This is a genomic window from Mastigocladopsis repens PCC 10914 (genome assembly GCF_000315565.1).
GTDB classification, from domain to species: domain Bacteria; phylum Cyanobacteriota; class Cyanobacteriia; order Cyanobacteriales; family Nostocaceae; genus Mastigocladopsis; species Mastigocladopsis repens.
This window is the reverse complement of the sequence record NZ_JH992901.1, coordinates 115,412-129,820: the sequence shown is the minus strand read 5'-3', so window position 1 is coordinate 129,820 and position 14,409 is coordinate 115,412. Positions and strand designations below refer to the sequence as shown.

Genomic DNA, 14,409 nt, shown 5'->3' with positions numbered 1-14,409 from the left:
GAAGTTTGGCTTCATCAAATGCAATACCCCGACGTGCAAAATATTTGTGAATGTCTGTTTAATGAGAATTATCAATAACCTGGTTCATAAAATTCTGCCAGTTTTCATTTGGAACCCAAATTTTCTGTAAGTCTTTTTTTGCATCTTCCTCACTTATGCATTCATGTAGGCGGCGATAAAGATACATGAATGCTGAAACTCTCATGTTAGCCGCACAATGAACAAAAACTTTTTTGTCTGTGTTTGCTTCCATGACACTAAAAAATTCGTTCACATTTTCAAGCGTGGGTTTTTCCCAAACCACTGGAATATGTACATACTGCATATCTTGAGCTTCCACAATTTGTTTTTCATCAGGTAAAGCGTTGGTAGATTCTGCTAGTGCCAAATTCACAACAGTTTGATATCCTGCTTGCTTGATTGCCGAAAACTGTTCTTTAGTCGGTTGTCCAGAAGTGGCCATGGAATCTGATATTTTCAGGAAGTTGTAGATGTCTTCAATGTTATTACTCATGATATTTTATGAAATGGGTTTGTTCGAGACATGAACATGATCTGTAGGTCAATCTCAGCAGTGAAGCCCCAACGTTCATAAAAAGGAATCATCTCTGGCAAACAATAAAGAGCAAATTGCTCAACCGAGGCTAACTCAGAATGAGTGATCACTGCATCTATCAACTTAGCACCAAGCCCCATTTTTCTAAGCGTTGGTTTAACGATGACATCATAAATAGTTGCCCTGTACACAAAGTCGGTGAGAACACGAGTAAAAGCAATCAAGCGATCGCTCTCATCTACCAAAGCGACGACAATATCCGACGCTGCAAGCATTTTAAGAACGTCCTCACGTTTGCGTTTGTTACTCCAAAATTCGTTTTTGTATAAATCCAGGAGATCTGAAATCTGGTTTTCAGTCAAATTTGCAACAATTTGATACGTCATAATTGCACCTGGTATTCATTAGACTTCTTGCAAAAGTCAATTATCTTTCTCGGTGCAATGGGGAATCGTATCTGCTTGTGCAAGATAGCGTAACGCATGGTCTGCGGAAGTCCAGAGGTTGACCATAATAATTGTGTGAAGTTTTAAATTTCACGCAAAGACGCAAAAAATATCTTACCGTCTTTGCGACTTGGCGCGAAATTATCCTTTTTTAAGGTTGTTTTTTTTGAAGATTATTTCAGATTAGGCATGAAGGTTCGCTTGTTCTTGCAACCACGGATCGACAGGTTGTCCATCTTTGCGACGCAACTCAATTTCAACAACCATAACTTGTTTGGAACCAGGAGGTGCGGGTTTTTTATGGAAGAGAATGTCGTAATCTGCGGGATTTTGATTACGTTCTTTCAACCAATCCTGCACTTTGATTGTGGCGAAAAATGATTGCCCTTGCTCAAACATTTGGGTAATCTGCATTTGAAGAGAGAAAGGATTTAAGCGACCCATTTTATACCGCCTTTGTTAAGTAATTTAAAGTTAGGGCTTCGCCTTACTCTATATTATCTCTAGTGCATTCACACTTGTTAGCTCCAAACTTTGCTTCTACTGCAGGAGTTCGGTAAACCTCATAACCAATAGATGAGTCGCGCTCAAAGTTAATCTGTACTCAAGGAAAAGCCTGAAAACTCCCTCAGTACGGGAATCTGCAATGCTAAATCTAGTCGGTGACTTCTAAAATTGAAGCAAGAAAGCGAATTGAGGAGCCACCAAGATGCAAGTTACGTACGATTCTGATAAGCGCAGATTACTATCATCTCTGTGTCATGGGTCGATTTTCTTTAGTACAGCATTGTTGTCGATTGGGGTTCCAATTGCAATTAACTTAATTTCCGATGACCCAGTTGTAAAAAGCAACGCTAAAGAATCAATTAATTTTCACTTCAATGTTTGGTTTTGGGCAATCTTAATTGGAGTTCCAATTGGGATTCTATCTTGGCTGACCTTTGGTATTGGCGGAATTTTATTTTTCCCTGTTGTTGCTTTTGGCTTTGCACTGCATTGGGGACTGACAATTTGGGCGCTGTTGCACTGTTTCAGCAAGCCCGATGAACCGTTCCGTTATCCGTTTATTTTTCGACTGTTTTAATCGTTCCGACTCAAGATAAAGTTTGTTTTTGGAAAAGGGATTGAGATAAGCATCCCTTTTTTGTTTTATTGTGCGAACAGTATTGGGAGTGGAAGTTTACCCAACTGATACTTGACAATGGACTCCGAGATTGATAGAACACTCAAATAAACTTTATTGTTTGAATCCTGAATGGCATGTCGAACATCTGTTGATAGCCGATTATCTCCACTAGAGTTCTTGCAAAAATCCAATAATTAAGTATTTGGAACCACAGATGCACACAGATTAACACAGATAATTAATCTGTGTGCATCTGTGTTAATCTGTGGTTTTATTTTCATAAAACTGACTTTTGCACTCTTGTTTACTGATAAACCACAACAAAACCAGCCACGGATTTCTCCCTCGCCTTAAACTATAAGGTGGTTAACCCAAAGCTGATCGCAACTCACTCCGCGCTTGTTCCAACGCCTCTGGCAATTTACTCGCATCGCGTCCGCCTGCTTGCGCTAAGTTAGGACGTCCGCCACCGCCACCACCGCAAATTTTGGCTATTGTACCAATAAATTTACCTGCTTGCAAGCCTTTTTTGTTCACCTCTGGACTGAAAGCAGCAACTAGGCTAACTTTTCCTTCTTCCGGAACTGAACCTAGCACGATCGCACCATTACCGACTTTTTGCAGCAAGCGTTCGGCTACGGTTTTTAAGGATTCTGGATCAACGTCTTCCATCTTGGCAACGAGAATTTTATAATTGCCAACCGACTCGACAGTTTGCAGCAAGCTATCAGATTTAGCAATAGCAAGTTGTGACTTCAGGGTTTCCAGTTCCTTCTGGGTGGTTTTGAGTTCGTTTTGCAGAGTGGTGATTCTGTCGGGAAGTTCTTCAGGTTTTACCTTAAAGCGATCGCTCAAATCTTTAACGACTTTATCACGGACATTCAAGTAATCTAAGATAGCCGGACCAGAAACAGCTTCAATCCGCCGCACTCCCGAAGCTACCCCAGCTTCCGAGACGATTTTGAAAACGCCTATCTCCGCAGTGTTACTGACGTGAGTCCCACCGCACAGTTCCATTGATACACCTGGGAAGTCAATCACCCGCACTTCTTCGCCGTACTTTTCACCGAACATAGCAACAGCACCTCTGGCTTTTGCTTCTGCTAAGGGCAAAGTTTCCACTTTTGCAGAATGTGCTTCGGCAATCCAAATGTTCACCAGTTTCTCAACTTGCTGCACTTCTTCTGGTGTCAGAGGACGCGGACAGTTGAAGTCAAACCGCAACCTGTCGAACGATACAAGTGAACCAGCTTGCGATATCCCTTCATCGACAGTTTTCTTCAACGCTGCTTGCAATAGGTGAGTTGCGGTGTGGTTGGCTTGGGCGCGGCGACGATTAGCTGGGTCAATTTGTGCGGTTACAGCATCTCCTACTCGGATTGTACCGCGTTCGATGTGTCCGAAGTGAACAAAGAAATCAGATTCTTTCTTAACGTCGTGAATTGTCACGAGGACGCCATCGCCGGAGATATAACCGCGATCGCCTATTTGTCCTCCCGACTCTGCATAAAATGGGGTTTGGTCGAGGACAATTTGTACTTCTGTTCCTGCTTCTGCTTCTTCTTGGGAGACGCCATTAACCAACACCACTTCGACTTTAGATGTCGCTACAGGTTGGGTGTAACCTAAAAATTCTGTCGCGTGGATGTGTTCCGCCAGCTTGTCGAGAGAACCTTGCACGGTTAAATCGATGGTTTTGTGTGCTTCCTTGGCGCGTTCTACCTGCTTTTGCATTTCTGCATCGAAACCCGCCTCATCAATGGTGAGGTTGTATTCAGCAGCAATTTCTTGAGTGAGTTCTAGAGGGAAACCGTAGGTATCGTACAAAGTAAAAGCACTTTCACCGCTGATTTGGGTTTCGCCTTTGCTTTGTACCTGGGCAATGATTTCCTCAAGCAGTTTTTCGCCGCGTTCCAAAGTTCTCAAAAACTGAGACTCTTCGCGTTGCAGTTCGGCTTTGATGGCATTTTCGCGTTGCCGCACGTTGGGGTATGCTGATTCTGAAAGAGCGATCGCCGTCTCCGCAACTTGGGTGGTAAATTCTCCTTGAATGCCAATCAATCTCCCGTGACGGACAACCCGACGAATCAGGCGACGCAGCACATAACCTCGTCCCACGTTGGAGGCGCGAATTTCATCGGCTATCATATGGACGACGGCACGAACATGATCGCCAATCACTTTTAAGGAGACTTTGGTTTTCTTATCAGCCGATTCGTAATCTATCCCAGCAATATCCGCTGCTGTTTTGATAATCGGGAAAACCAAATCAGTTTCGTAGTTGTTGGGAACTTTTTGGAGAACTTGCGCCATTCTCTCCAAACCCATCCCGGTGTCGATGTTCTTGTTGGCAAGTGGTGTTAAGTTGCCTTCAGCATCCCGATTGTATTGCATGAAGACGAGGTTATAAACCTCAATGAACCGGCTGTCGTCTTCTAAGTCTATATTGTCGTCGCCGCGTTCAGGGTGGAAGTCGTAGTATATTTCCGAACATGGACCGCAAGGACCAGTGGGACCAGATACCCAAAAGTTATCATCTACCCCCATGCGCTTGATTCTAGCTTCCGGAACACCGATCTGATCGCGCCAGATTGCAAAAGCTTCATCGTCTTCCTCAAAGACACTAACAACGAGTTGTTCTGGGGGTAAACCAAAGACTTTTGTTGACAACTCCCAACCCCAGGCGATCGCTTGTTCTTTGAAATAGTCCCCAAAACTGAAGTTACCCAACATTTCAAAAAACGTATGATGCCGTTTAGTGCGTCCGACATTTTCGATATCATTGGTGCGGATGCATTTTTGGGAAGTCGTCGCACGCTTGAATTCCGGGTTGCGCTGTCCTAGGAAGATGGGTTTAAATGGTAGCATCCCCGCAATTGTCAGCAGTACAGTTGGGTCTTCTGGAACGAGGGAAGCACTTGGGAGAATTTGGTGTCCCCTTTGCGCGAAGAAGTCAAGGAATAAGGCGCGAATTTCGTTACCGCCGAGGTACTGGGGATGATGAGACATGGGTGCTTACAAAAGTAGTTTCAATAATCAGGAATGGGGGATTGGGAAAAGGCCCTAGTCCCCATTTTTGCATTTTGTTTTAGTTTGCGACCAGCAACCTTTGCCCAAGTCGCAGCTTGTGCAGCTATTACGTAGTGCCACAATCACCTAACTCTGGTAGGATGAGCCAGCCTGCTAACGATTATTACAATCAAAGCTGAGAAAAAATCAAAATTCCCTAAAAGAGGTAGATTATGGCATTAAAAATGAACGTTCCGAACATTGCCTGTGAGGATTGTGCAGCAACGATTTCCGAATCTATCCACGTTATGGAACCCGACGCCAAGGTGGATGTGGATGTAAAAGCTAAAACTGTGACTGTGGAGTCTGCTGCTTCTGAGGAGTCAATCAAACAGGCAATTGTTGCTGCGGGGTACCACATCGAAGGATATCAGTAGCCCTTTATTAGTTGTTCACAATTTTATTGTACTTTTGAGAACTGGCTTTCCCAGCACGACCGCCACAAAATTTCTCAATTTTTGCTATTGCAAGAAGGTAATCTGACTTTGATTACCTGTTCTTAGATGAAGGTCAGGTTGTTGGGGTCAGTTTTTTCTACAGCTTTATTTTCTCGTAATTTTACGTAGTGTTTTGGCAAATTGTGAAGGCATACAAGAAAAAGGCGACAGTTTTTTTAATAAACCCTATTCCCTGTCCCTTCTTTAAATCCTTATATACAAAAAGTGATTTAAGTGGATGAGCTTATCATCATCTTAACATACTTTATACTTAAGTATCACAAGAGCACCTTCATACTTCCATCAAATATTCAGTATTTCTACTGTTTGAAATCAATGAGCAAACAACGGACATTATGTATCAGAAATGAAAAATACAGCGATTGTAGTAGTAAAGGTAAAGTACTAGGAGGTAAGAAAATGGGAGGTTTTTAATAAAGTAAAGAGGGAAACAACAAGAAAGGGAAGAGTTAGTATCCCTGATTACCAAAAATAGCGGCACAATCAGTGATCACAGGGAGCGTTAGTTAAGTTTTACTAAAGACATCCCCTTGAAGTTGAAATAGGGCAAAAAGCAAAGCAATGAATATATCTATTCTGGTCTTCGGAGGTGATCATTTTCTCACCACACTTCCAGATCAGATCCGTGATGCATCCGCTTTTAGCGTAGAGGTGATCGGTAATCTGAATCAGGCGGTGTCGCACATCCAAATCACGCCGCCTGATGTGATAGTGGTACAGGCTAGCTTGGATGATGGCATGGAACTGTGTCGTTGGCTCAAAGAACAGACAAAGTTATCCTGGATTTACTGTATCCTTTTGGAGGATCGTCCTCAGTTGCACGCTCTGAGAAGTCAGTGTGGCAAGGAATGGGAGTTGGAGATGACTTGTGCTGCACTACGCCTTGGAGCTGATGCTTATATTTGGTCTGTCCAAACGCGCGATGACGCGTCTGGACAAAATGAGAAAACTGCCAACGAGCAATTATTGCTAGCTCACTTAACTGTAGGCTTGCGTAAGGCACAGAAATATCGCGATTTGCTGCGGACGAATGATTTATTATCAACGATCGCCTTAGCTGATTCGTTGACGGAGTTGAATAATCGCCGTGCTTTGGAGTGGGACTTACCCAAGCAAATTCAAAAAGCCCGTAGTCATGGAACTCCGCTCTCGTTGATTATTCTAGATGTGGACTATTTTAAAAAAGTGAACGATAGCCATGGGCATTTAATCGGCGATCGCCTGTTGCAGCTGCTTTGTCATCGTCTGCGCCACAATCTACGGTTTGGTGACACTGCTTTCCGCTATGGTGGTGAGGAATTTGTGATTGTTCTGAGCAACACCACCTGTGATGAAGCACTCCTGGTGGCGCGTCGTCTCAATCGAGTTGTTAGCGAACAAGCATTCGCAATTAACACTAAACTGGCTATCAACATTACAATCAGCTTGGGAGCAACCTGTTTGCGACCAGAAGATGATGTTAAGGGAACCAGCTTGTTGAATCGCGCCGATCAATACCTGTTGCAAGCTAAAGCTACTGGACGTAATCGAGTCATTGGTTGCGGTAGCTACGTATTCCATCATGCTTCACATCTTCAGGCTGTTTCTTCATAAGCCTGGGCAATTGCACGAGTACACTCTGCAACTGTTGCACGTTGTCGCATACTATTGACTAAAGCTTGATATGCTGACCAATTTTCTTGCAATAGCGTTTTGGCTTGGAGTGTACAAAAGCGTTGTTTCTGCTCACAAGTTGATGCAGAAAATCCTAGATTTGTCAATACTATTGATAGCTTGGTTTTATCATCAGCTCCACCCTCAGAATTTTTGTAAACGAGTGTTTCAGCAGCAATACCTGCCATCCAAACAGTGCAGTAGCGGTCTAGCATTTGGGCGCTGATTCTACCTTGTTCGAGTTGGGATGCTAATTTGCCATCATCAAAGCTGACGCCACCTTGCCCTGGTTGTCTTTGTTTGAGCGCTTCCCAAGCACTTAGGGTATAGTTTATAACCGGAATACCCAGCAGGTAAGCGACTAGAAAATGTCCTGCTTCGTGGTGAATGATGCGTTCTCTGTGTTCCGGTGAAAAACCTGCTATCCAATCTAAAAGTAGATTTCCACCCTTGCCTTGTAAACTAAATACATCGAAAGTTGCTATTCCCAAAAGGGTAAATGTGGCAATTGCTGGGATTGCGGGTGACAAGTGAAACAACGGTCCCAACAGGGTGGAAATTGTCATTATAAAGACAGATATTGCGACTAAATTTAAGGCTGTGTTGCTCATAACAAAGATAGCCCAGCTTCATCTTTCTTAACTCTTTTTTTATTATGAGTCGATCCGAGGAAGAATTTTCTGCGCTATTTGGAAGTTTGAACAATTTTCGCGGCAGTCCCCACCCTGAATGTACTCGTAGGGTGGGGAAGGATAGCGGGCAGTGATGAAGACATCTGCGACGGGAATTTATCAAAATATCGGAACGTCCTGGAGTCTCGGCAGAATATGGAAACAATGAAATTGTGATCGCATATTGAAACGGTTAGGTGCAAGATGTGAGTAAACTAACCCCGGGGAGGGGTTGCCCTGGCTATGGGAGGAGTTTTAGCGGTCATTGACACACCTGCCCTACCTCCAAAACTCCGTGGAAAACCTCCTGATTAGAAAACCGGACAACCACGCTCTCGTAGAATTCGCTATCCTCTTGTCAAGAAACGTACTTTTGACACTCTCACCTTCAAGGCTTCGCCTGCTTAGTAGCTCGAAGAGGAATTAACGAATTTTAGCCAACGTGGCAAAAATACACCTAACAGACAAGGGTCACTCAGTATTTTCCTCGTGATCACGCAACGCTCAACTCAGACTCACTCTCTGATGGCGCACCATCTTGCACTAAGGAAGGTCTGTTATCATTACGTTGCAACATATTACCTGCAAATGCTAACAAGGCGTTAACCTTGCGGGTGCGCCACTCATCCACAAGTTTCTGCACTTGAATTGCAGACATACGCCGCGTCATGGCTTCATAAAGATAGGCAGCATGACCAGTTTCATCCTGGGCAATGCTCAACATTCCTTGTTTAAGGTTACGAGCAGTTGTGTCATCTTCAGGTAACACGTTTGCCATCCGAGCAAAGTCTTTGCTAGCATCCAACTCTAGGATGTAGGTGCTAGCCATAAACACATCCCAATCAATAGTCTCAGGTTTTATTTGTTCTGGAGAGTAGCCTTCATAGTATGCGGCAAAGAAGGGACTACGCCGTTGTTGAGTTTTATTTTCCTCCGGATTCTTAGGCAGACTTTTAAAATCTACAACTTTCTTGTTAAGTTGCTTTAAGGCATGGGCAAAAATTTGACCATGCCTCATTTCATCTGATGCGTGTTTTGCCAGTTTTTCTGCTAACCAGGTGTCGCCTTCTGCTGCTGCGCGATCGCTTAATTTTGTCAGAAAGGGAACTGAGCCAGACTCTGCCAATTGGAACCCAGCCAAGACATTGGGGCGGGTTTTGATGTCACGGATTTGTACAGCAGAGTAATAAGCCATAGCACCAGAACCAGCTAAGTGCATGACATAAGTTAAGAAGTTCATGAGTAACTCGTGATGACTGTGAGGAAGTTACATTCCTTATACTAATCCTCATTTTGGGTTTGGGATACTTATTTTTGGAGCATGGATGGATTTACTAAGAATCGGCAATTTGACTTGAGTATCTACTTCAACAAAACCTAAGTGCATGAGTTGAACTCATTGACACCTATCACCCTACAGATAGAGTTCAAACTCTGAACTCAAAAATTCAAGGAGAAAAAATCATGCAAGAATTAACGCGGTTGGAACCGAATCAGTTTGACCTGCAAGGCGATAATACTCAGCTTAGTTATTCCACCACCAGCATTACCGGAGAGCCACAGTTTAACTTCACCTATCAGGGTGAAACTCGAACGTTTAGTGGTTCTGAGATTCGAGTAGAAGATACCGGAGTAGAAAACGGAATCGGGCGAATTGTGACCGTAATGCTAGAAAACAATGAAGGCGATCAGGGCTATCAGAGCCTAAGTTTGTTGTTGCCGGTCGTCCAGTTGTCTTCAGAGTCCGTGAATGTCCCAATTCAAACCATAGCTATTCTCAGCCAGACTTTCATTCGTGTCGTTCCTGGTGCAAGACAACTGCAAACTTACAACGTGCTTAATCTGTCCGGAACTGCTGAACTTGTCGATTTTTGATCTATCGCAATCTAGAGAATTTCCGATAAGTCTCATTGTTGGGTGTAACGCCTTTTTCAGCGGCGATCGCTTTGACTGGAGCTACACAAACAAAGGCTGCTTCCTCAGCCTATAAGGTTTTCAGCCCACGGAGGTGGGCTTCGTATGTGTAGCCCCAGACTTATAGTCTGTGGGGCTTTTCTCTTGCAGCAGGTAAAGATAACCTTGCAGGCTGGTTCAAAGTGCTATTTTGAGCGGCATTTACTTCTTCTGATGCCAACAGTTGCCGAATGAACCTTGCAATAGCTTTCTGCACCAACTGGTTGGCGACTTGCTGACCCAAACGCTGTACCCCTGGGTTGAAGAACAACTGGCCAATTTGAGGTGCAAGTCGCGCTGGATCAAAACCACGGGTTTCTTGGAGAATATTGACAATACGTTTAATGTGATCCAACGTTTGTTGTTGTTCAATGGAAGCAGCAGGAGTTTCATTGACTGCAGTCACCCCAACTCTTTCCCGCAGCAGGTATGTAAAGTTATGCAAAACATTTCTACCTAAAGCATCGAGTCCTTTGATAAATTCATCCACTAGTTTGTCTCGAATGAAAGCACCGCGTTCGGAAGACAAAAAGTCTATCCCCTGATTCAGTACCAAGTCAAAGTCGTAGTCTTGACTGTTACGAGCATTGCGTAACAAATTTTCTAAACGATTCCAGCGGAATCTACCTTCTTTAAACAGTAACTCCCGCAGTGATGCTCTTAAGTCAGGCGCTGGGTCGGTTAACAGGCGTTTAGCAACGTATGGATAAGCTTCGCTGAGGACTTTGAAGTTGGGATCAATATTAATAGCTATTCCTTCCAACGTCACAAGAGAACGAATAATTAAAGCGTAGTAGGGTGGTACACGGAAGGGATATTCATACATCAAAGCCGAGAGTTCATCAGTGATGCTTTTGATGTTCAATTCAGCAACACTGGCTCCTTGGGCATCAGCAAACACTCTAGCAAAAGCTGGAATAATAGGTGTTAAATCTGTCTCTGGAGATAAGAACTCTAACTTGACATAGTCTTTTGCCAAGGCATCAAAGTCACGGTTGACAACGTGGACGATCGCCTCCAGCAAACCATAGCGCTGCTGCGGCTGAATCTCACTCATCATCCCAAAATCGAGATAAGCCAATTGACCATCTAGTGTGGCTAACAAATTACCTGGGTGAGGATCAGCGTGGAAAAAACCATGTTCCAGCAACTGGCGTAGTGAACACTGCACGCCGACTTCAATCAAATAACGAGCATTTATGCCTAAAGTGCGAAGTTCTTCTGTTTGGGTTAATTTAACGCCGTTAATCCACTCCATCGTCAACACACGACGATTGGTATATTCCCAGTAAATTTTTGGTACATAAACGTCTTTCATGTGACCATAAAGCTGGAAAAATCGCTCGGCGTTTTCTCCCTCATGAATATAGTCCATCTCTTCAAAGATGCGACTACCTAATTCATCAAGGATACCGACAAGGTCACTCCGCACCCGTTTGATGTTTTTGTTCCCCCATGCAGCCAATTGACGTAGAATATACAAATCAATGGTGATGCGCTCTCTCAAGTCCGGACGTTGGACTTTAACAGCGACTTCTTCACCAGACTTGAGTTTAGCTTTGTAGACTTGACCCAAGGAAGCAGCAGCAATTGGTTCAGCAGAGAGTTCAACGTAAATCTCCTCTGGCGAAGAACCTAGTTCTTCTTCAATAAACCGATAAGCAATTTCGTTGGGAAAAGGTGGTAATTTGTCTTGCAGTTGAGTCAGTTCCTCCAGATACACAGGAGGAACTAGATCTGGTCTGGTGGACAAAGCTTGTCCAATTTTGATGTAAGCAGGTCCGAGCCTTGTCAGTAGTTCTCGCAACTGAATTGCACGTCGTAGGTCATTTTTGACGACAACTCCCCGCTTGCTATCCCACCATAACCCGAAAGCAAAGCGAAGAGTTGATGTCAAAACTGTGATAATTCGCCGTAAAACCTGTAGGGGTCTTTTTTGGTAATGCGCCGAAATCTCCTGAGGATTGTAAAGTATAGTTTCAGACTCAGGCTTTGTAGCTACCAGCACCTTGTGTTCTTGAGTTTCCTCTGAGGTGGGTAAGCTGACAACTTTGACTAGCGCACCATTTTCAGCCACTAGTTCAGTATTGGACAGTTTGGGTGAGTTAGGCTCTTTCGCCAGAGCCGACACAAGGGAAACCTTCCCCGAGTTTACGCTCACTACGTGACTGTCTTGCTTTATTGCTTGGGAAGTGGGGGGAACTGTCTTACCATTCATGTAGCTCTACCACCGCGTCGGAGTTATTATGTTAAGTATTGTAACAATGTGTTATGCAAAGGCGTAAATCTTTAAAGGTGATAGGGGATAGGCAATAGTGAGAAATTCATACTTTGTTATCTAATCCTTAATTAATAACTTGTTCCCTAACCAACAAACTCTATCGTTAGAACCATATATATCGAAGTCAAACTAAACTAGGTTTGGTACACTCAAGAGGTCTTACTAGTCCAATAGTATTAGGTCTTGCTGATCGCTTAGAGATCATCTTTGAGTGTCTCATAAATGAATTGAATCCAGCGTCTGTCCTCACGGAGAATTTGACTTAATGTTGTCTCTCTTGCGAATAGAAAACTTTGCCCTTATTGACCAACTAGAACTGGAATTTGGCGCTGGACTTAATGTATTGACAGGGGAAACCGGCGCGGGGAAATCGATTATCTTAGATGCGATTGATGCTGTATTGGGCGGTAAAGTCTCCAGTCGAGTTATTCGTACTGGTACAAGTCGGGCAATGGTAGAAGCGACGTTCAGTTCAAACTCGGCATTAGCTGTGACTTTGAGTGAACAGGAAATAGATTTAATAGAAGATAACTCTATCATCATTAGCCGAGAAATCACAGCCACATCCACGAATATTCGCTCTCGTTCGCGAGTCAATGGAGTGTTAGTCAATCGACAGGTGATGTCAGGATTGAGGGAACGCCTTGTGGAAATTACAGCCCAAGGGCAAACTGTACAAGTGGGACAGTCTGCTCAAGTTCGCGACTGGTTGGACATATATGGTGGTGACTCTCTCATGGAGCAGCGTCAGCTTGTCAGCTCCACATTTTCCGCTTACCAACAAGCGCATACAGCATTAGAAAAACGCCGGACATCAGAACGCGATCGCCTCCAACAACTCGACTTGCTGACGTATCAAGTGCAGGAACTCACAGCAGCAAACCTCAGCGAACCCGATGAATTGGAAAAGCTTTTGCAAGAACGGGAACGCCTCAATCATGTCGTTGAACTGCAACAGATGAGTTACAAAGTTTATCAGGCTTTGTACCAAAATGATGGCGAAGCTCCAGCAGTAGCAGACTTACTGGGAGACAGTGAGGCGACATTAACTGACATGGTAGAATACGATACCCAACTACAACCGCTGTTGGACATGGTGAGAGATGCTCAAGCAACTTTGGCAGAAGTGGCACGGCAAATCAATACCTATGGGGAAAGCTTAGAAGCAGATCCGCAACGCTTAGAGGAAGTCGAAGAGCGTATACAGGAATTAAAGCAAATTTGTCGTAAATACGGTCCAGCACTCACAGATGCTATTGCTTACTACCAGCGCATCCAAGGGGAATTGGCTGAACTCAATGATAACGAACAAACCATTGACACTTTAGAACAGCAAGAAAATGTTTGTTTGGAAAAGCTGACCCAAGCTTGTCACAAGTTAACTCAGTTGCGGCGCACCACTGCTGCTGCTTTAGAAGGGGAACTCATCAGAGAACTCAAACCTTTGGCAATGGAAAAGGTACAGTTTCAAGTTGAGATTGTCTCGACTTCCCCAACCGCAGCAGGAGCAGACAAAATTACCTTTTTGTTTAGTCCCAACCCCGGAGAACCATTGCAACCTTTAACAGCAATTGCTTCTGGCGGTGAAATGAGCCGCTTTTTACTGGCGCTCAAAGCTTGTTTTTCCCAAGCTGATGAGAGTGCAACACTGGTATTTGATGAAATTGATGTTGGGGTTTCCGGACGTGTGGCGCAGGCAATTGCAGAAAAATTGCATCAGTTGGGTCAAAATTCCCAAGTATTATGTGTCACACACCAACCTTTAGTTGCAGCAATGGCAGACCAGCATTTTCGGGTTGATAAGCAAGTCATTACTCTAGCTAAATCTCACAAAGAAAACAATGGGCATCCTGAACAGCGTACTGTTGTGCGAGTCACGACCTTGGATAATTTAAACAAGCGTCGAGAAGAACTGGCACAGTTGGCTGGTGGGAAGTCGGCGCAGGAGGCTATAGCTTTTGCTGAGTCTTTGTTGACGCAAGCAGCTAACCACCGCCGAAAAAGCTAAGGACAAGCAGGGTATGTAGAAGAAAGAAGTACAGCTTAGACTTCTTGCAAAAGTGAATAATCTTGAAAATAAAACCACAGATGGACACCGATTCACACAGATATGACATCGGTGTTCATCTGTGGTTCGATATAAAAAAATATACTTTTGCAAGAGTTCTCTTCATCTGTGTTTAGCTGTGGTTCCTT

Annotated in this window: 12 protein-coding genes; 5 read left to right on the top strand and 7 right to left on the bottom strand. The window is 43.9% G+C overall.

The window, feature by feature from the left end; translation table 11 throughout:
- Positions 1–58 precede the first annotated feature (58 nt).
- The 3 genes from MAS10914_RS0102590 to MAS10914_RS0102580 form a co-directional block, all read right to left on the bottom strand.
- A complete protein-coding gene (locus tag MAS10914_RS0102590; RefSeq protein WP_017314339.1) occupies positions 59–514 on the bottom strand; it encodes a protein tyrosine phosphatase family protein in 456 nt (151 codons plus the stop codon).
- Entirely contained in the window at positions 511–942 is a 432-nt protein-coding gene (locus tag MAS10914_RS0102585; protein WP_017314338.1) for a GNAT family N-acetyltransferase, read from the bottom strand. The genes MAS10914_RS0102590 and MAS10914_RS0102585 overlap by 4 nt, the downstream gene beginning before the upstream one ends.
- Before the next feature lie 243 nt (positions 943–1,185).
- Positions 1,186–1,446: a hypothetical protein gene (locus tag MAS10914_RS0102580; protein ID WP_017314337.1), complete on the bottom strand. Its 261-nt coding sequence runs from the start codon at positions 1,444–1,446 to the stop codon at positions 1,186–1,188.
- 265 nt (positions 1,447–1,711) lie between these two features.
- Here MAS10914_RS0102580 and MAS10914_RS0102575 point away from each other — a divergent pair, with 265 nt between their 5' ends.
- Entirely contained in the window at positions 1,712–2,086 is a 375-nt protein-coding gene (locus MAS10914_RS0102575) for a DUF4870 domain-containing protein (RefSeq protein ID WP_017314336.1), read from the top strand.
- Between the two features lie 408 nt (positions 2,087–2,494).
- On the opposite strand, the gene alaS is transcribed toward MAS10914_RS0102575, so the two are convergent.
- Positions 2,495–5,137 (bottom strand): alanine--tRNA ligase, encoded by a 2,643-nt coding sequence (gene alaS, locus MAS10914_RS0102570; protein WP_017314335.1) that lies wholly within the window; start codon positions 5,135–5,137, stop codon positions 2,495–2,497.
- 233 nt (positions 5,138–5,370) lie between these two features.
- Between alaS and MAS10914_RS0102560 the strand changes: the two genes are divergently transcribed.
- The gene (locus MAS10914_RS0102560) at positions 5,371–5,574 is read left to right on the top strand and encodes a heavy-metal-associated domain-containing protein (RefSeq protein ID WP_017314333.1); all 204 of its coding nucleotides are present in this window, start codon (positions 5,371–5,373) and stop codon (positions 5,572–5,574) included.
- 642 nt (positions 5,575–6,216) lie between these two features.
- Positions 6,217–7,248 (top strand): diguanylate cyclase, encoded by a 1,032-nt coding sequence (locus MAS10914_RS0102555; RefSeq protein ID WP_017314332.1) that lies wholly within the window; start codon positions 6,217–6,219, stop codon positions 7,246–7,248.
- Here MAS10914_RS0102555 and MAS10914_RS0102550 read toward each other — a convergent pair.
- Together MAS10914_RS0102550 and MAS10914_RS0102545 are read right to left on the bottom strand one after the other, a co-directional pair.
- Positions 7,230–7,919: a hypothetical protein gene (locus MAS10914_RS0102550; RefSeq protein WP_017314331.1), complete on the bottom strand. Its 690-nt coding sequence runs from the start codon at positions 7,917–7,919 to the stop codon at positions 7,230–7,232. The two genes, MAS10914_RS0102555 and MAS10914_RS0102550, sit on opposite strands and share 19 nt — an antisense overlap.
- 553 nt (positions 7,920–8,472) lie before the next feature.
- Complete coding sequence (locus tag MAS10914_RS0102545; RefSeq protein WP_017314330.1) at positions 8,473–9,219, bottom strand: ferritin-like domain-containing protein; 747 nt, start codon at positions 9,217–9,219, stop codon at positions 8,473–8,475.
- 224 nt (positions 9,220–9,443) lie between these two features.
- Here MAS10914_RS0102545 and MAS10914_RS0102540 point away from each other — a divergent pair, with 224 nt between their 5' ends.
- Positions 9,444–9,854 (top strand): hypothetical protein, encoded by a 411-nt coding sequence (locus tag MAS10914_RS0102540; RefSeq protein ID WP_017314329.1) that lies wholly within the window; start codon positions 9,444–9,446, stop codon positions 9,852–9,854.
- A gap of 160 nt (positions 9,855–10,014) precedes the next feature.
- On the opposite strand, the gene MAS10914_RS0102535 is transcribed toward MAS10914_RS0102540, so the two are convergent.
- Positions 10,015–12,150 carry an ABC1 kinase family protein gene (locus tag MAS10914_RS0102535; RefSeq protein WP_017314328.1) on the bottom strand — a complete coding sequence of 712 codons (2,136 nt, stop codon included), beginning with the start codon at positions 12,148–12,150 and terminating at the stop codon, positions 10,015–10,017.
- Positions 12,151–12,478: 328 nt separating this feature from the next.
- On the opposite strand from MAS10914_RS0102535, the gene recN reads away from it, so the two are divergent.
- The gene (gene recN, locus MAS10914_RS0102530) at positions 12,479–14,221 is read left to right on the top strand and encodes a DNA repair protein RecN (protein ID WP_017314327.1); all 1,743 of its coding nucleotides are present in this window, start codon (positions 12,479–12,481) and stop codon (positions 14,219–14,221) included.
- Positions 14,222–14,409: the final 188 nt, after the last annotated feature.